Consider the following 16452-nt stretch of genomic DNA (forward strand, 5'->3'; position numbering starts at 1 on the left):
GCCGCCAGGTGCTCAATCCGATCATGGCCGGCGTGCGCGCGCCCGATGGCGTGCTGCGGGCTTATGCCCAGCTCGTGATCGACCAGCGCCAGGGCGTGATCGGCGTGGTTACCGCCAAGCCCGACGGCATCGCCGCACCGACCGATGCGGACATCGCAACCTTCTACAAGGCGCATATCGCCCGTTACTCGCTGCCCGAGCGTCGCGCGCTCCGCTACGCGCTGATCGGGCCGGAGACGGTGACCGCGCCCGCGCCGACCGAGGCCGAGATCGCCGCGCAATATAAGACCGACGCCGCCAAATATGCCGCGAACGAGACGCGGACTTTGCAGCGCGTCGTCCTGCCCGACGAAAACGCCGCGAGGAGCTTCGCCGCCAAACTGGCCAAGGGCACCAGCTTTGCCCAGGCCGCGACCGAGGCCGGCCTCGCCGCGTCGGACATCAATGTCGGCGCGGTGGCGCACGATGCGTTTGCCGGCAGCGACGGCAAGCCGCTGGCCGACGCCGCGTTCGCGCTTCCGGCCGCCGGCAACACCGCACCGGTCAAGACCGCGCTCGGCTGGGCGATCGCGCATGTCGAGGCGATCGCCAAGGTTCCGGCCCGCTCGCTCGATCAGGCGCGCGCTGAAATCAGCACCGCGCTCGCCAAGACAAAGAATGACGCGGCGCTCGCCGACGTGGTCGAAAAGGCCGGCGATGCGGTCAATGACGGCGCCAGCTTCAACGAGGTCGCGGCCAAGCATAAGCTGCAGGTGGTGACGACGCCGCCGTTGCTGCCCAACGGTACCGCGCCGACCGACGCCGCTTACAAGCCGGACGCGACGATCGCGGTCCTCCTGAAGGCGGCGGCTGATACCACCGCCGACGACGAACCGACGGTCGAGCCGATCGATCCGACCCACTTCGCCTTGCTGAGCGTGGCGAGCGTGGTGCCGGCGGCACCGCTGCCGCTGGCGCAGATCAAGCCGCGCGTGGCGCAGGACATGGTCTTCCAGAAGGCGGTCGATCGCGCGAAGGGCGTCGCTTTGGCGGTGCTGGCGAAGATCAATGGCGGCCAGCCCGCCGCCGCCGCTTTTGCCGCCGCCGGTCTGGAAGCGCCCCGGCCGATCGCGCTGACCCAACTCCAGCTGGCGCGCGCCGGCGCCGACGTGCCCGCGCCGATCAAGGTCCTGTTCCGGCTCGCGCCGGGCAAGAGCGACCTGGTCCAGGGGCCCAATGGCAGCTGGTTCATCGTGCGGCTCGACCAGATCGCGCCCGGCGATCCCCAGGCGCTGCCGATGGTGATCGGCGCGACCCGGGGCGAGCTGCAGCGCAGCCTGGGCGACGAATATGCCCAGCAATTCGCCTCCGCCGCGCGCAACGAGATCAAGGTCAAGCGCAACCCCGCCGCGCTCGCCGCGCTCGAGCAGCAGCTGCGCGGCAACGGCCAGTAAGATCGTGGCCGCAGCGGGCGGGGACGCCGATCACGACGTCACTGCGGTCCACAGCCTCGCCGCCGGCCGGCCGGCTCTGGTGTGGCGGCGCCAGCTCGCCGACACCGAGACGCCGGTCGCCGCCGCGCTCAAGCTGATCGAGCCGGGCCGGGGCGATTACCTGCTCGAATCGGTCGAGGATGGCGCGACGCGCGGGCGCTACAGCCTGCTCGGCCTCGCCCCCGACCTCGTCTTCCGCGCCAACGGCATCGGTGCGGAGATAAACCGCGACTGGCTGCTCGACCGCGATGCGTTCAAACCAGTCGAGGGCGGCCCGCTCAGGGCGCTGCGCAGCCTCGTCGCCGAATGCCGGGCCGAAGTGCCCGAAGGCCTGCCGTCCGCGCTCGCCTGCCTGGTCGGCTATTTCGCCTACGAGACGGTCGGGCTGGTCGAAACCTTGCCGCGCCCGGCGCCCAACCCGCTCGATCTGCCCGACATGCTGTTCGTGCGGCCGACCCTGATCCTGGTGTTCGACCGGCTGGCGGACGCCCTGTTCCTGGTCGCGCCGGTGTGGCCGGGCAATCCCGAGCCGCGTGACGCGGTCGCGCGCGCGGTCGAGCGGATCGAGGCGGCGGCGGCGCAGCTTGCCGGCGCGGTCCCGCAGCAGCGACGCGATCCGGGCGCGCTCGCTTTGCCCGCGCCCGAGCCGCAACTCGCGCCCGGCCGCTATGGCGAGATGGTCGCCGCGGCGAAGGAATATATCGCGGCGGGCGACATCTTTCAGGTGGTGCTGGCGCAGCGCTTCACGACGCCCTTCCCGCTGCCGCCGTTCGATCTCTATCGCGCGCTGCGGCGGATCAATCCGTCGCCGTTCCTCTACCATCTCGATCTGCCCGGCTTCGCGCTGATCGGATCGTCGCCCGAAATCCTGGTGCGGGTGCGCGACGGCGAGGTCACGATCCGCCCGATCGCGGGCACGCGCCCGCGCGGGAAAACCGCCGCCGAGGATGCCGCCAACCGCGACGAGCTGCTCGCCGATCCCAAGGAGCGCGCCGAGCATCTGATGCTGCTCGATCTCGGCCGCAACGATGTCGGCCGCGTCGCGGAGCGCGGCACGGTCGCGGTGACGGACAGCTATACGATCGAGAAATATAGCCACGTCATGCACATCGTCTCGAACGTGGTCGGCCGGCTCGATCCCTCGAAGGATGCGCTCGATGCGTTGTTCGCGGGCTTCCCGGCGGGCACCGTCTCGGGCGCGCCCAAGGTCCGCGCGTGCGAGATCATCGCCGAACTCGAACCCGAGACGCGCGGGGCCTATGCCGGCGGCGTCGGCTATTTCTCGCCCGATGGCAGTATGGACAGCTGCATCGTGCTGCGCACCGCCGTGGTGAAGGACGGTGTGATGCACGTCCAGTCGGGCGCGGGCATCGTCGCCGACAGCGATCCCGTATCCGAACAGAAGGAATGCGAGGCCAAGGCCGGCGCCTTGTTCGCGGCCGCGCGCGAAGCGGTCGCCCGTGCGAGCGAGGCCGGGTTCGGGCAATGATCGGCCGCCGCGCGCTTCTTGGCGGCGGCATCGCACTGGCGACGATGGGCGCGGCGGACATTCCGATCGCGCATGGGCGGCCGGGACCAGCACAACGCCGCTTCAGCAGCCCTGCGATCGAACGCGCCATCGCCGATGTGCGCGCCAAAATGGGCCCCCGCGCCGTCGCGCAGAAAATCGGCACGATGTTCGCGAACTGCTTCCCCGACACACTCGACACGACCGTCGAGTTCGATGACCGTCTAGGCCAACCCGACACATTCGTGCTGACCGGCGATATCGAGGCGATGTGGCTGCGCGACAGCACCGCGCAGGTCTGGCCCTATCTGCGCTTCGCCAAGCAGGATCCGCGGCTGCAGCGGCTGATCGCGGGCGTGATCAACCGCCAGTCGGCGTGCGTATTGATCGATCCCTATGCCAACGCCTTCAACAAGGATGCGGCGACCGTCTCCGAATGGGCGAGCGACGATACCGAGATGAAGCCCGGCCTCCATGAGCGGAAGTGGGAGGTGGATTCGCTGTGCAACACGATCCGCCTCGCGCACGGTTACTGGCGGGCGACCGGGGACATTTCGCCTTTCGGCGCGGACTGGCGGCGTGCCACGCGGCTGATCGTCGACACGTTCCGCGTCCAGCAGCGCAAGGCGGGTCGCGGGCCGTATCATTTTCAGCGCAAGACCAGCTGGCAGCCCGACACTGCGCCGGGCGGCGGTTACGGCAATCCGATCGTGCCGGTCGGGCTGATCGTATCGCTGTTCCGTCCGTCCGACGACGCCGCGATCCTGCCCTTCCTCGTGCCCGCCAATATGTTCGCGGTGGTGTCGCTGCGCCAATTGGCGGAGATGCAGGCGATCACCGGCGACAAGGCCTTCGCCGCCGAGTGCCGCGCGATGGCCATCGAGGTCGCGGACGCGGTCAGCCGATATGCCGTGGTCGATCATCCGCGCCACGGCCCCATCTGGGCTTATGAGGTGGACGGCTTTGGCGGCCATATATTGATGGACGACGCCAACGTCCCGAACCTGTTGTCGCTACCCTATCTCGGCTGGTGCAAAGCGGACGACCCGCTCTACCGCGCCACGCGGGATTTCGTGCTGAGCGCGGACAATCCCTGGTTCCGCAAAGGCCGCTATGCCGAGGGCGTTGGCAGTCCGCACACGCCGGGCAACCGCATCTGGCCGATCGCCATCGTGATGCGCGCGCTCACCTGCAGCGACGATGCCGAGATTGCCGCCGCGTTGCGGATGCTGGCCGCGACCGATGCGGGCACGGGCTTCATCCACGAAGCCTTCGATCCCGACGATCCCTCGCAATATTCGCGGCCGTGGTTCGCCTGGGCGAACACCTTATTCGGCGAGCTGGTGCTCAAGGTCGCGACCGAACGGCCGGCTTTGCTCCGCAGCCTTTGATGTGCGGTTCGGCATCCGCCGAACTTGGCCGCACCGGCCGGGTGGGGGTGCGGGCCGGTACGGCTTCAACTCTCAGATGTAAAAAAGGGAGGAAGCGCGGGGCGCCCCCTCCCTATTCCCCAAGGAAATTCTTCAGGCGCCGAACGCGCTTGCCGGCTGGCCGACCAGGGTCACCTCGACCCGGCGATTCTGCTGGCGGCCGGCTTCGGTCTTGTTGTCGGCGACCGGATCGCCCTTGCCGTGGCCGATCGCCTGGATGCGCGCCTGATCGACGCCCATCGACGCCAGTGCCGCGCGGACCGAACCCGCGCGCGCTTCCGACAATTGCTGGTTCATCGTCTCCGACCCCTGCGCATCGGTGTGGCCGTCGATCCGCACCTGCACGTTGGGGTTGGCCTGGAGATATTGGGCCAGCGGACGCAACCGATCGGACGCACCCGGCTTGAGATCGGCTTTGCCCGTCTCGAACACCACATCCTGCAGCACGAGCGTCGCGCCGAACTGGGTCTGCTTCATCTGATAATCGGCCATCGCGCTCCTGAGCCGATCGGCCTCGGCGCGCGCATTGCTGGCATTGGCGGCCTGCGTCGCCGCATCCACCTGCGCGCTCGCGGCCGCATCCTGTGCCGCGGCGGCATCCGCACGCGCATCGGCGGCTTCGGCCTTGGCCGCACCGATCGTCGCCGCGTCGCGCTGCGCCATTGCCGCATGCGTGCGCGTGCGCGCGATCTCGATCTGGGTGTCGATGTCCGAGGTCAGTTCGGCGACCCGGCGGGTCTTGTGATCGTCGAGCGCCTGCGCCAGCAGCGGCAGTTCGGCGCTCGCCTTGGCCAGCGCATCGACGCCGTGGGCGGCGACGCCGGGTTCGGCACGGGCGACCGCGATCTTGTCGCGATAGGTTTCGACGATCGCGCGGTCGGCATGGCTCATCGCGAACGCCGGGATGGCGATGGCAAGCGTCGCCGCAGCGCCCATCAGGCGAATGGCAAATTTGGTCATGGTCTTACTCCTGGGGTGTGGCGATCGCGACCTGACGCTGGGCGTCGGCTTCCCGCGCCTGCGCGGTGGCGAGCGCGAGATCGGCGAGCGAGCTGGCACGATGCGCCGCCGCCATTGCGCGATCTTCATGATGATTGTGGAATTCGGCCTGCGCGTCGTCGAGCGCGGCACGGGCCCGGGCCTGCGCGTCAGCGGCCGGACCGTTGATACCGGCCCTGTCGCCGGCTTCGATCCTGGCGCGCGCCTGCGCAATCGCGATGCGCGCATCTTCGCGATCGCTGGCTTCGACTGCGGCCGGTATCGCGACCGCAATCAGCGCGGTCAAAATAATAGATTTCGTCACAATGGACATAAAGTCTCCTGCATGTCCGGGGGACGATCGGCACAATGCAGCAGCAGGCCGGGAAGTTCCGTGCTTTATGATGACTTATTGAAGGCACATCATTTCGACAGCGTAATTTAATTGAAGCGGCGTGGGACTTATTCGTTTTTCCGGCGATATTTAGGCGAGATACCAGGCGCGGATGACCCGCTCAGGTTGCGAAGGGGCAACGCATAGCACGGCTTGCCCGATCCCAAGCGCGGCGCTGATTGCCTTCGCCGCCGCGCGTGCCTAGGTCGCCAAGCCATGATCCTGGTCATCGACAATTATGACAGCTTCACCTGGAACCTGGTCCATTACCTCCAGGAGCTGGGCGCCGAAGTCGAGGTCGTCCGTAACGACGCGATCGGCGTCGGCCAGGCGATGTCGTCGGGCGCGCAGGCCTTCCTGATCTCGCCCGGCCCCTGCACCCCCAACGAAGCCGGCATCAGCCTCGAGCTGGTCGAGGCTTGCGCCGATCAGAACAGGCCCCTGCTCGGCGTGTGCCTCGGCCATCAGGCGATCGGCCAGCATTTCGGCGGCACGGTGGTGCGCGCCAAGGCTTTGATGCACGGCAAGACCTCGCCCGTGATCCACGACGGCAGCGGGGTATTCGCCGGCCTCCCTTCGCCCTTCACCGCGACGCGCTATCATTCGCTGGTGGTCGAGAATGCGGCCGACACGCTGATCGCCAACGCACATACCGACGATGGCACGGTGATGGGCTTCCGCCACGCCACTTTGCCGATCCACGGTGTGCAATTCCATCCGGAGAGCATCGCCACCGAACATGGCCATGATCTGCTCGCCAATTTCATGGGCCTCGCCGGCATCAAGGTCGCCCAGCGCGCATGACGACGCTGGCGCTCCTGCCCGATCCGACCTCACCGCTCGATCACGAGACGGCCGAGCAGGCCTTCGCCGACATCCTCGACGGCAAGGTCGACGATCAGGCGATCGCCGATTTCCTGACCGCGATGACGATCCGCGACGAGACCAGCGTCGAGATCGCCGCCGCCGCGCGTGCGCTGCGCGCCCGCATGATCGAGGTCCAGGCGCCCAAGGGCGCGATCGACGTATGCGGCACCGGCGGCGACGGCGCGCACAGCCTCAATATCTCGACCGCGGTCGCGATCGTGGTCGCGGCGTGCGGTGTGCCCGTCGCCAAGCATGGCAATCGCGCAGCGTCGTCCAAGGCGGGCGCGGCCGATACGCTCGAAGCGCTCGGCCTCGATCTCGACCGCGCCTCCGCCCGTGCCGAGGAAAGCCTCGCCGATCTCGGCATCGCCTTCCTGTTCGCGCAGAAGCATCATCCGGCGCTCGGCCGGCTCGCGCCGATCCGCCGCGCGATCGGGCGGCGCACGATCTTCAATATCGTCGGCCCGCTCGCCAATCCGGCGCGCGTGACGCGCCAATTACTGGGCGTCGCCCGCGTCGATTATCTGGAGACGGTCGCGCAGGCGCTCGAATTGCTCGGCGCGGAGGCGGCCTTGGTCGTGTCGGGCGAGGAAAGCCTCGACGAACTGTCGATCGCCGGCCCGAGCCGCACCGTGCCGGTTGGCCTCTGCGCCTTTGACCGATGCGTCGTGCCCGAAGATGCCGGCCTTGCCCGCCACGGTCTCGACGCGATCCGCGGCGGCGACGCGGTCTATAATGCCGCCGCTTTGCGCGCTTTGCTCCAGGGCGAAACCGGCGCCTATCGCGACGCGGTGCTGCTCAATGCCGGTGCGGCTTTGGTCGTCGCGGGCGAAGCGGCGACCTTGCGGGAGGGCGTGGAAGAGGCCGCCGAGGCGATCGACAAGGGGCTGGCCAACGCGCTGCTCAATTGCTGGGTCGCTTTCTGATGGCCAACCGCCTGACCGAGATCCTCGAAACCAAGCGCGCGCACGTCGCCGTCGCCAAAGCCGCGCGCACGATCGCCGATCTCGACGCCGCTGCGCTCAGGCAAACGGCGCCGCGCGGGTTTCGTCGGGCGCTGGAGAACAAAGCCCGCAACGGGTTCGCCCTGATCGCGGAGATCAAGAAGGCCTCGCCCTCCAAGGGGCTGATCCGCGCCGATTTCGATCCGCCGGCCCATGCTTTGGCCTATGAAGCGGGCGGCGCTGCCTGCCTGTCGGTGCTGACCGACGAACCTTATTTCATGGGCGCCGACGCCTATCTCGTGAGCGCGCGCGCCGCTTGTTCGCTGCCCTGTCTGCGCAAGGATTTCATGGTCGATCCGTGGCAGGTGGCCGAAGCGCGCGCGCTCGGCGCCGACGCGATCCTGATCATCGTCGCCGCGCTCGAGGACACCCAGATGGCCGAGATCGAGGCCGCCGCGATCGAGCGCGGCCTGGACGTGCTGGTCGAGGTGCACGACGCGGCCGAACTCGACCGCGCGCTTACCCTCAAGTCGCGCCTGATCGGCGCCAACAATCGCGATTTGCGCGATTTCAGCGTCGATTTCGCGCGTACCTACGAACTGGTTTCACGCGCACCCGCCGATTGCCTGTTCGTCGCGGAGAGCGGGATCGGCAGCCATGCCGACCTCGAGGCGATGGCGGCGAATGGTGTCCGTGCTTTCCTCGTCGGCGAAAGCCTGATGCGGCAGCCCGACATCGAGGCTGCTACGCGAATGCTGCTTAGGGGCGGATGAGCAGGCGTACGCACCGCGGCGGCGACGCTGTGGATAAAAGCGTGGATATGTTCCACATCGCTTGACTTACCCCGTAACGTTTCCTAAAAGTTCCCTGTCCGTTCTTTTGAACAGGGGAAATATTGTGCTGACGCGCAAGCAACACGAGCTGCTCCACTTCATCAATGAGCGTCTGAACGAGACCGGCGTTTCGCCCTCGTTCGAGGAGATGAAGGAAGCGCTGGATCTCAAGTCCAAATCGGGCGTGCATCGCCTGATCTCGGCTTTGGAGGAGCGCAATTTCATCCGCCGCCTGCCCAATCGCGCGCGCGCGCTCGAAATCCTGCGCCTGCCCGAACAGATGAAGGCGCCGACGTCCGCGCCGGCCGCCAAGCCCAATATCCAGACGCCGCCATCGCGCGTGGTGCCGCCGGCCGCCAACGACATACTCGAACTGCCGCTGCACGGCCGCATCGCCGCCGGCATGCCGATCGAGGCGCTGGAGGGGCAGAGCAGCCTGTCCGTCCCCGCCGCTTTGCTCGGTCCGGGGGAGCATTATGCGCTGGAAGTGGCCGGCGATTCGATGGTCGAAGCCGGCATTCTCGACGGCGATTATGCGCTCGTCCGCAAGGCCGACACCGCGCGCGATGGCGAGATCGTGGTCGCCCTGATCGACGACAGCGAAGCGACGCTCAAATATTTCCGCCACGAAGGCTCGATGATCCGGCTCGATCCGGCCAACCGCTCCTACGATCCGCAGCGTTATCGTCCCGGCCAGATCCGTATCCAGGGCAAGCTCGCGGGCCTGCTGCGTCGTTACTGAGGTTTCTGAAATGGCCGAACTGCCGCGTCCAGACTTTTTCGAGCTGCCGGTGGCGGATGTCGCCGCCGCGCAGGCTTTCTACGGATCGGCGTTCGGCTGGAGCATGACCGGCTTCGGCCCGACCTATGCCTGCACGCTCACCGGCGACGTCGATATCGGGCTGCAGGCCGATCCGGCCGAGCGCACGGCGGCGCCCCTGATCGTGATCCAGGTCGACGATCTGGAGGAGACGCTTGCCTCGGTCGAGACGGCGGGCGGCAGCGTCACCAAGCCGATCTTCTCCTTTCCGGGCGGGCGCCGCTTTCACTTCCGCGACCCCGACGGCAACGAACTCGCGGCGCACAAGCCGGACTAGAGGTTTGAGCCCTATTATGACGGCCTATGTCGCCCTGCTCCGCGCGGTGAATGTCGGCGGCACCGGCAAATTGCCGATGACCGAATTGAAGGCGATGTGCGAGGCGGCCGGGTTCGATCAGGTCCGCACCTATATCGCCAGCGGCAACGTCGTCTTCACCAGCACCAAGCCCGAAGAGGCGGTTCGCACCGCGATCGAGGCCGCGCTTGAGGCTTATGCCGGCAAACCGGTCGGGGTGATGGTGCGCACCGCTGCGGAAATGGCCGATACGCTCGCGCGCAATCCATTCGCCGACAAACCGGGCAATCGCGTCGTCGCCATCTTCATCGACGGCCCGATCCCCGCCGACGCGCTCGATGCCGCGAAGAATGTCGGGGGCGAGGAGATGCGCCTGGGTCAGCACGCAATCTACGTCTTTTACAGCGACGGCCAAGGGGAGTCGCGCCTGGTCATCCCGGCGGCCAAGGCCGGGACCGCGCGCAACATGAACACGATCGCCAAGCTCGCGGAAATGGCGGCGGCGCTCGACTGAGTCGCCGTCCCCAGCTCAGCTGCTAAGGCCGCGCTCGCGCAGCGTGCGTTCCCACGACAAAGCGTCGGTCACGATCTGGCCGATATCGTCGTAGCGCGGCCGCCATGGCAACGTAGACAGGATCGCGCGATTGTCCGCGACCAGCGCATCGGGATCGCCCGGCCGCCGCCCGACCAATTTCCGTTCGATCGGATGATTGGTGACGCGATCGACCGTGTCGAGCACCTCCAGCACCGAATAACCATGCCCATAGCCGCAATTGAGCGTCAGGCTGTCGCCCGGATGGCCGATCAGATGCTCGAGCGCATGGACATGCGCGTCGGCCAGATCGCTGACATGGATATAGTCGCGCACGCCGGTGCCGTCGGGCGTCGCATAATCGGTGCCATAGACGTTGACGTGGGCGCGCTTGCCCGTCGCCGCCTCGGCCGCGATGTGAATCAGGTGGGTCGCGCCGCGCGTCGACTGGCCCGACCGCCCCTGGGGATCGGCGCCGGCGACGTTGAAATAGCGCAGCGCGCAATAATTGAACGGGTGCACCCTCGCCGCGTCATCGAGGATTTCCTCGGTCATCAGCTTCGAGCGGCCATATGGATTGATCGGCGCCTTGGGCGCACCCTCCGGGATCGGCACCATCTCTGGCACGCCATAGGTCGCCGCGGTCGAGGAAAAGACGAAATGCCTGGCACCACCGGCCACCGCCGCTTCGATCAGCGCGCGGCTCGCGGCGGTGTTGTTGCGATAATATTTGAGAGGATCGTCGACCGATTCCTGGACCAGCAGCGAGCCCGCGAAATGGAGGATCGCGCCGATCCGATATTCGCGGATCACCTCGGTCATCAGCTGCACGTCGGCCACGTCACCCTGCACGAAGGTCGCCGTATCGGGGATCGACCAGCGGAAGCCGGTAGCGAGATTGTCGACCACCACCACCGGCCAGCCCGCATCCAGCAAGGCCAGCACCGCATGGCTGCCGATATAACCGGCGCCGCCGGTGACCATCACGGGGAAAGGCTTGGGTGCGTCGCTCATGGTGCAAGCCATGCCCGAAACAGCGGCCCAAAAACAATGGCCCGTCGCCCCCGCAGGGATGGGGACGACGGGCCGGGGCGAAGCCGGGTAGGGGGGCGAACCCGGCCTCTAACTTTTAACCGTGGAGCTTGTTGGTGATCTCCGCGACATGCTTGCCCTGGAAGTGCGCGCCTTCCAGCTCGATCTTGCTCGGCTGACGGCTGCCGTCGCCGCCCGAAATCGTGGTCGCGCCGTAAGGCGACAGGCCATGGATCTCGGTCAGGCCCATCTGGCCGGGGAAGCCGTAGGGCAGGCCGACGATCACCATGCCGAAATGCAGCAGGTTGGTGATGCCCGAGAACAAGGTCGTCTCCTGCCCGCCATGCTGGGTCGCGGTCGATGCGAACACCGAGCCGACCTTGCCGTTGAGCTTGCCGCTCAGCCACAGGCCGCCGGCCTGATCGAGGAAAGCCGCCATCTGCGCCGGCATCCGGCCGAAGCGGGTCGGGATACCGAGGATCACCGCGTCATAATCGGCGAGATCCTCGATCTTCGCGATCGGCGCGTCCTGGTCGAGCTTGAAATAGGCTGCCTTGGCGACCTCGACCGGCGCCGTTTCGGGAACGCGCTTGATGTCGACCTGCGCGCCGCCTTCGCGGGCACCTGCAGCGACGGCCTCGGCCATCTTCTCGATATGGCCGTAGCTCGAATAATAAAGGACCAGAACCTTGCTCATCACGTGTCTCCCTGAAAACGGATTTAGGCGGCGTCGACCATCACCAGCTCGGCATCTTCGAGCGCGGTGACGGACAAAGTTTCGGTGTCGCTGATCGCGACGCCATCGCGGGCATTGGCGAGCGTCCCGTTGATCTCGATCTTGCCGGTGGCGGGTACGAGATAAGCGTGGCGTTCCGCGCCAAGCGGATATTCGGTCGTCTCGCCCTTCTTGAGCGTGGCGCCGAGCACACGGGCTTCGGTGCGGATCGGCAGCGCCTCGCCATCCTCGGCGAAACCCGAGGCGAGCGTGACGAACTTGCCCGAACGGTCGCCCTTGGGGAAAGGCCGCGCGCCCCAGCTGGGCTTGCCGCCGCGCTGGCTCGGCACGATCCAGATCTGGAACAGGCGGGTGGTCTCGTCCTCCAGATTATATTCAGCATGCGTGATCCCGCTGCCGGCCGACATCACCTGGACGTCGCCCGCTTCGGTGCGGCCCTTGTTGCCGAGGCTGTCCTGGTGCGTGATCGCGCCTTCGCGGACATAGGTAATGATCTCCATGTCCGAATGCGGGTGCGCCGGAAAGCCGGTCTTGGGCGCGATCGCATCGTCGTTCCAGACGCGGATATTGCCCCAGTTCATCCGGCCGGGCTCATAGTAATCGGCGAATGAGAAATGGTGATGCGCGTCAAGCCAGCCATGGTTGGCGGCGCCGAGCGTGTTGAAAGGGCGGACGTCGATCATATCGTATCTCCGGGCCGAACCTGTGTCCGGCGTCCATTCCTAGATAGTTGACTGGACGGCTAAGAAAACAGCATTGAAGGCAAGCCACCGGTTCCAAAACTTTATGGATCGACGATATGCGCCTGCCCGATTTCGATGCCTGGGCGATCTTCGCCAAGATAGCGCAGACCGGCTCCTTCGCGCGCGCCGCAAGCGAATTGCGCCTGTCCAAACCGACCGTATCCAAGGCGGTGGCGCGGCTCGAGCAGCGGCTCGGGGCGCCTTTGATCCACCGTACCTCGCGCCGGCTATCGCTGACCGAGACCGGCAAGGCGGCGCTTACGCGCGCGGCGCGCATCCTCGCCGAGGGCGAGGCCGCCGAGGCCGAGGCATCGGATCAGGCCGAACAGCCGCGCGGCATGGTGCGGATCGCGGCGCCGATGTCGTTCGGCATGAAACATCTGGCGCCCGCCCTGCCCGAATTCCTCGAAAAATATCCCGAGGTGAATCTCGATCTGCATTTGAGCGATGCACTGGTCGATCTGGTCGGTGACGGGTTCGACATGGCGTTGCGCATCGCGGCTCTGGCCGATTCGAGCCTGCGCGCGCGCCGGCTGTGCGCGATCCGCACGCCGATGGTCGCGGCGCCCGCCTATCTCGAGAAATATGGCCGGCCCGAGCATCCGCGCGAGCTCGTCGACCATCTGACGATGATCTATACCGGCGTGCCCAATCCCGAAATCTGGCGGCTGCATCATGCACAGGAGGGGGAATATGCGGTGCCGCTGCACGGGCGCATACGATCCAACAATGGCGACATCTTCGTGGCGTCGGTCTGCGCGGGGCTGGGCATCACGATGCTGCCCGATTTCTTCGTGTGGCGCGAACTGGCGGAGGGCCGGCTCGAACAGATTTTGCCCGAATGGTCGATCCACCCGATCGCGCTCAACCTGCTGACGCCGCCCAATGCGCTGCGCCCAGCGCGTGTGCGCGTGCTGATCGACTATCTCGCCAAGCGCTTCGCCAAGGCGGCGTGGGCGCAAGACGGTTGACCCGAAACGGAGCGCATGGAAAGCGCTCCGCATGGCCGATCCCGCCGAGCTGACCGAAGCCGAAGCCGCCGCCGAACTCGAGCGTCTCGCCGCCGAGATCGCGCACCATAACCGCCTCTATCACGATCAGGACGCGCCCGAGATTTCGGATGCGGATTATGATGCGCTGATGCGGCGCAACGCCGCGATCGAGGCGCGTTTCCCGCACTTGGTGCGCGAGGACAGTCCGTCGGTGAAGGTCGGCGCGACGCCGAGCGGCCCGCTCGCCAAGGTCCGCCACGCGCGGCCGATGCTGAGCCTCGACAACGGCTTTTCCGACGAGGACGTCACCGAATTCGTCGCGCGCGTCCGCCGCTTCCTGCGGCTCGGCGACGACGAGCCAGTGGTGCTGACCGCCGAACCCAAGATCGACGGCCTGTCCTGCTCGCTCCGGTATGAGAATCGCCGGCTGGTCCAGGCCGCAACGCGCGGCGATGGCGCGATCGGCGAGGATGTGACGCCTAACGCCGCCTTCGTGAAGGGCATCCCCCAGACCTTGCCGCCGACCGCGCCCGATTTGTTCGAGGTGCGCGGCGAGGTCTATATGGCCAAGGCCGATTTCACCGCGCTCAACCAGCGCCTGCTCGACGAGGCGCGCGAAGCCGGCGACGAGAGCAAGGCACGCCAGTTCGCCAATCCGCGCAACGCCGCCGCCGGATCGCTCCGCCAGAAGGATGCGAGTGTTACCGCCACGCGGCCGCTGCGCTTCATCTTCCATGGCTGGGGCGAGCATTCGGGCCTGCCCGGCGCGACTCAGACCGAGGTGATGGACGCGATCAGCGGCTGGGGCTTCGGCGGCACGCCGCTCCGCGTCCGCTGCCCCGATGTGGCGAGCGCGCTCGCGCGCTACCGCATGATCGAGGCGCAGCGCGCCGACCTCGAATACGATATCGACGGCGTCGTCTATAAGGTCGACCGGCTCGACTGGCAGGATCGCCTCGGCCAGGTCGGCCACGCGCCGCGCTGGGCGATCGCGCACAAATTCCCGGCCCAGCAGGCACAGACCACGCTCCGCGCGATCGACATCCAGGTCGGCCGCACCGGCAAGCTCACCCCCGTGGCGCGGCTCGAGCCGGTCACGGTCGGCGGCGTCGTCGTCACCAACGCCACCCTCCACAATGCCGACGAGATCGAGCGGCTCGGCGTGCGCCCGGGCGACCGCGTCGTGCTGCAGCGCGCGGGCGACGTGATCCCGCAGATCGTGGAGAATCTCACCCGCGACGAAGCGCGCGCGCCGTGGATCTTTCCGACAATCTGCCCGGTCTGCGCCTCGGCGGTCGAACGCGAGGAAGGCGAGGTCGATTATCGCTGCACCGGCGGCCTGATCTGCGCGGCGCAAAGGGTCGAGCGGCTGATCCATTTCTGCTCGCGCGGCGCGCTCGATATCCGCGGGCTCGGCTTCCAGCAGATCGAGGATTTCTTCAACGACGGCCTGATCCATTCGCCCGCCGACATCTTCCGCCTGACCGAGGAGCAATTGCTTCCGCGCAAGAAGGACGGGCGGGTCTGGGCGGCCAATCTGCTCGCCGCGATCGAGGAGAAACGCCATCCCGATCCGGTGCGCTTCCTGTTCGGGATCGGCATCCGCCATGTCGGCTCGATCACCGCGCGCGATTTGCTGAAGGCGTTCGGCACGGTCGAACATATCGCCGAGGTCGCCACCGCCGCGCACGACGATCCCGCCGCCCGCGCTGAGATCGAGGCGGTCGATGGCGTCGGCCCGGTCGTGGCCGAGGCTTTGGTCGACTTCTTCGCCGAACCGCACAATCGCGAAGCGTGGGACGATCTGCTGAGCGAATGCCACCCGATTCCTTTCGTCAACGACGTCCGCGAATCGGAGGTCAGCGGCAAGATCGTCGTCTTCACCGGCTCGCTCGAGACGATGAGCCGCGACGAAGCCAAGGCGCAGGCCGAGAGCCTGGGCGCGCGCGTGTCCGGCTCGGTGTCCGCCAAGACCGACCTCGTCATCGCCGGGCCCGGCGCGGGTTCGAAGGAGAAGAAGGCGAAGGAACTGGGCGTGCGCGTGATCGACGAAGCCGAATGGAACGCGATCGTCGCCAACGCCGGTGCCGCCGCCCCCTGATCCTGGAAGTCAGATCGACCGAGCGGCGTGCCCGGGACGACTTATCCTCCAGGCCAGGCACGCCGCGGCGGTCACATCGAAGGCGAGACAGAAAACGGGCCACCAACCCGGCGTCCCGGGATTCATGATCAGCCGATCGTGGATGGCGTCGAGCATGCCGTGACAGCAGAGCGCGCCGACCACGATCCAAAGGTTGCGCCTGAACCCTATGATCGCGGCCACGCCAAACAGAAACAGACCGGCCGTTTCCCAGCCGATTATCGGCGCGCCGGCCCCGATTGCGGCGAACAGGACGTAACAGGATGCGATGACGATCAGGAGCGTCGGATAGAAGCTTCTGTCGCGGTCGAAGCCGGCTAGCGCCGCGAACGCCGCGACCGCCACGGCGAGCGTTATACCAATGAGGCAGGCGCGGGCGTCCATGGAAATCCCCTCAATCGGCGCGCAGCGGCGTGTCATATTCCATCGCCACCTTGACCAGGCGACCGGCGCCTACCCCATAACGACGCTCCATTTCCGCGAGCGTCGCCTCGAACTGCGGCACGGCCGGCAGGGTGGTCGGCTGGATGATATAGCTGCCGGCCTGTGCTTCGCCGTCCGCCATGATGATCAGCCCGTGACGCGAGCGGACCGGCCGGCCCCCAGTGTGCGTGGCGGCGACCTTGCTGCGGCCGCTCCGCCCCCAGGCCTCCGCCTGGAGCGCCAACGACACTTCGTCGATCCCGTCTTCGATCGGGATCTCGACAGACTCGTGCGCCGCCTTCCTGGCGAGCATG

Annotated in this window: 18 protein-coding genes; 11 read left to right on the forward strand and 7 right to left on the reverse strand. The window is 67.1% G+C overall.

Going from position 1 to position 16452, the window contains the following annotated elements:
- The 3 genes from VK533_RS11270 to VK533_RS11280 all read left to right on the forward strand — a co-directional run.
- The coding region (locus tag VK533_RS11270; protein ID WP_324377643.1) for a peptidylprolyl isomerase at positions 1–1433 on the forward strand (1433 nt) is incomplete at its 5' end.
- Positions 1434–1437: 4 nt separating this feature from the next.
- Positions 1438–2961 (forward strand): anthranilate synthase component I, encoded by a 1524-nt coding sequence (gene trpE, locus VK533_RS11275; RefSeq protein ID WP_324377645.1) that lies wholly within the window; start codon positions 1438–1440, stop codon positions 2959–2961.
- Positions 2958–4370: a glycoside hydrolase family 125 protein gene (locus VK533_RS11280; protein WP_324377647.1), complete on the forward strand. Its 1413-nt coding sequence runs from the start codon at positions 2958–2960 to the stop codon at positions 4368–4370. The genes trpE and VK533_RS11280 overlap by 4 nt, the downstream gene beginning before the upstream one ends.
- Positions 4371–4502: 132 nt before the next feature.
- Here VK533_RS11280 and VK533_RS11285 read toward each other — a convergent pair whose 3' ends face one another.
- A complete protein-coding gene (locus VK533_RS11285) occupies positions 4503–5369 on the reverse strand; it encodes an OmpA family protein (protein WP_324377649.1) in 867 nt (288 codons plus the stop codon).
- A 4-nt stretch (positions 5370–5373) separates the two neighbouring features.
- Positions 5374–5694 carry a hypothetical protein gene (locus VK533_RS11290; RefSeq protein ID WP_324377651.1) on the reverse strand — a complete coding sequence of 107 codons (321 nt, stop codon included), beginning with the start codon at positions 5692–5694 and terminating at the stop codon, positions 5374–5376.
- 303 nt (positions 5695–5997) lie between these two features.
- Between VK533_RS11290 and VK533_RS11295 the strand changes: the two genes are divergently transcribed.
- The 6 genes from VK533_RS11295 (at position 5998) to VK533_RS11320 (ending at position 10054) form a co-directional block, all read left to right on the forward strand.
- Entirely contained in the window at positions 5998–6585 is a 588-nt protein-coding gene (locus VK533_RS11295) for an aminodeoxychorismate/anthranilate synthase component II (protein ID WP_324377653.1), read from the forward strand.
- Positions 6582–7574, forward strand: coding sequence for an anthranilate phosphoribosyltransferase (gene trpD / locus VK533_RS11300; protein WP_324377655.1), 993 nt, complete (start codon positions 6582–6584; stop codon positions 7572–7574). Before VK533_RS11295 ends, trpD begins: the two co-directional genes overlap by 4 nt.
- Positions 7574–8365: an indole-3-glycerol phosphate synthase TrpC gene (gene trpC, locus VK533_RS11305; protein ID WP_324377658.1), complete on the forward strand. Its 792-nt coding sequence runs from the start codon at positions 7574–7576 to the stop codon at positions 8363–8365. The genes trpD and trpC overlap by 1 nt, the downstream gene beginning before the upstream one ends.
- A 124-nt stretch (positions 8366–8489) precedes the next feature.
- Positions 8490–9167, forward strand: a complete 678-nt coding sequence (gene lexA / locus VK533_RS11310) for a transcriptional repressor LexA (RefSeq protein WP_324377660.1) — start codon at positions 8490–8492, stop codon at positions 9165–9167.
- Between the two features lie 10 nt (positions 9168–9177).
- A complete protein-coding gene (locus tag VK533_RS11315) occupies positions 9178–9522 on the forward strand; it encodes a VOC family protein (protein WP_414712300.1) in 345 nt (114 codons plus the stop codon).
- 16 nt (positions 9523–9538) lie between these two features.
- Complete coding sequence (locus VK533_RS11320) at positions 9539–10054, forward strand: DUF1697 domain-containing protein (protein ID WP_324377662.1); 516 nt, start codon at positions 9539–9541, stop codon at positions 10052–10054.
- Between the two features lie 15 nt (positions 10055–10069).
- Here the strand turns inward: VK533_RS11320 and galE are convergent, their stop codons facing one another.
- The 3 genes from galE to VK533_RS11335 form a co-directional block, all read right to left on the reverse strand.
- A complete protein-coding gene (galE, locus tag VK533_RS11325) occupies positions 10070–11086 on the reverse strand; it encodes a UDP-glucose 4-epimerase GalE (protein ID WP_324377664.1) in 1017 nt (338 codons plus the stop codon).
- A gap of 115 nt (positions 11087–11201) precedes the next feature.
- Positions 11202–11801: an NAD(P)H:quinone oxidoreductase gene (gene wrbA / locus VK533_RS11330; protein ID WP_324377666.1), complete on the reverse strand. Its 600-nt coding sequence runs from the start codon at positions 11799–11801 to the stop codon at positions 11202–11204.
- Between the two features lie 23 nt (positions 11802–11824).
- Positions 11825–12523 (reverse strand): pirin family protein, encoded by a 699-nt coding sequence (locus VK533_RS11335; RefSeq protein ID WP_324377668.1) that lies wholly within the window; start codon positions 12521–12523, stop codon positions 11825–11827.
- Between the two features lie 116 nt (positions 12524–12639).
- On the opposite strand from VK533_RS11335, the gene VK533_RS11340 reads away from it, so the two are divergent.
- Both VK533_RS11340 and ligA read left to right on the forward strand, forming a co-directional pair.
- Positions 12640–13554 (forward strand): LysR family transcriptional regulator, encoded by a 915-nt coding sequence (locus VK533_RS11340; RefSeq protein WP_324377670.1) that lies wholly within the window; start codon positions 12640–12642, stop codon positions 13552–13554.
- A gap of 31 nt (positions 13555–13585) precedes the next feature.
- Positions 13586–15676: an NAD-dependent DNA ligase LigA gene (ligA, locus tag VK533_RS11345; RefSeq protein WP_324377672.1), complete on the forward strand. Its 2091-nt coding sequence runs from the start codon at positions 13586–13588 to the stop codon at positions 15674–15676.
- Between the two features lie 9 nt (positions 15677–15685).
- Here ligA and VK533_RS11350 read toward each other — a convergent pair whose 3' ends face one another.
- Entirely contained in the window at positions 15686–16099 is a 414-nt protein-coding gene (locus tag VK533_RS11350) for a hypothetical protein (protein ID WP_324377674.1), read from the reverse strand.
- 10 nt (positions 16100–16109) lie between these two features.
- Positions 16110–16452: hypothetical protein (locus VK533_RS11355; protein ID WP_324377676.1), on the reverse strand; the 343-nt coding region annotated here is incomplete at its 5' end.

It is taken from the genome of Sphingomonas sp., from assembly GCF_035317925.1.
Classification (GTDB): Bacteria; Pseudomonadota; Alphaproteobacteria; order Sphingomonadales; family Sphingomonadaceae; genus Sphingomonas_I.

Coding starts and splice junctions, on each gene's coding strand:
- VK533_RS11280 (WP_324377647.1), top strand. CDS start 2,958: ATGATCGGCCGCCGCGCGCTTCTTGGCGGCGGCATCGCACTGGCGACG.
- VK533_RS11285 (WP_324377649.1), bottom strand. CDS start 5,369: ATGACCAAATTTGCCATTCGCCTGATGGGCGCTGCGGCGACGCTTGCC.
- VK533_RS11295 (WP_324377653.1), top strand. CDS start 5,998: ATGATCCTGGTCATCGACAATTATGACAGCTTCACCTGGAACCTGGTC.
- trpD (WP_324377655.1), top strand. CDS start 6,582: ATGACGACGCTGGCGCTCCTGCCCGATCCGACCTCACCGCTCGATCAC.
- trpC (WP_324377658.1), top strand. CDS start 7,574: ATGGCCAACCGCCTGACCGAGATCCTCGAAACCAAGCGCGCGCACGTC.
- VK533_RS11315 (WP_414712300.1), top strand. CDS start 9,178: ATGGCCGAACTGCCGCGTCCAGACTTTTTCGAGCTGCCGGTGGCGGAT.
- VK533_RS11320 (WP_324377662.1), top strand. CDS start 9,539: ATGACGGCCTATGTCGCCCTGCTCCGCGCGGTGAATGTCGGCGGCACC.
- galE (WP_324377664.1), bottom strand. CDS start 11,086: ATGAGCGACGCACCCAAGCCTTTCCCCGTGATGGTCACCGGCGGCGCC.
- wrbA (WP_324377666.1), bottom strand. CDS start 11,801: ATGAGCAAGGTTCTGGTCCTTTATTATTCGAGCTACGGCCATATCGAG.
- VK533_RS11335 (WP_324377668.1), bottom strand. CDS start 12,523: ATGATCGACGTCCGCCCTTTCAACACGCTCGGCGCCGCCAACCATGGC.
- VK533_RS11340 (WP_324377670.1), top strand. CDS start 12,640: ATGCGCCTGCCCGATTTCGATGCCTGGGCGATCTTCGCCAAGATAGCG.
- ligA (WP_324377672.1), top strand. CDS start 13,586: ATGGCCGATCCCGCCGAGCTGACCGAAGCCGAAGCCGCCGCCGAACTC.
- VK533_RS11350 (WP_324377674.1), bottom strand. CDS start 16,099: ATGGACGCCCGCGCCTGCCTCATTGGTATAACGCTCGCCGTGGCGGTC.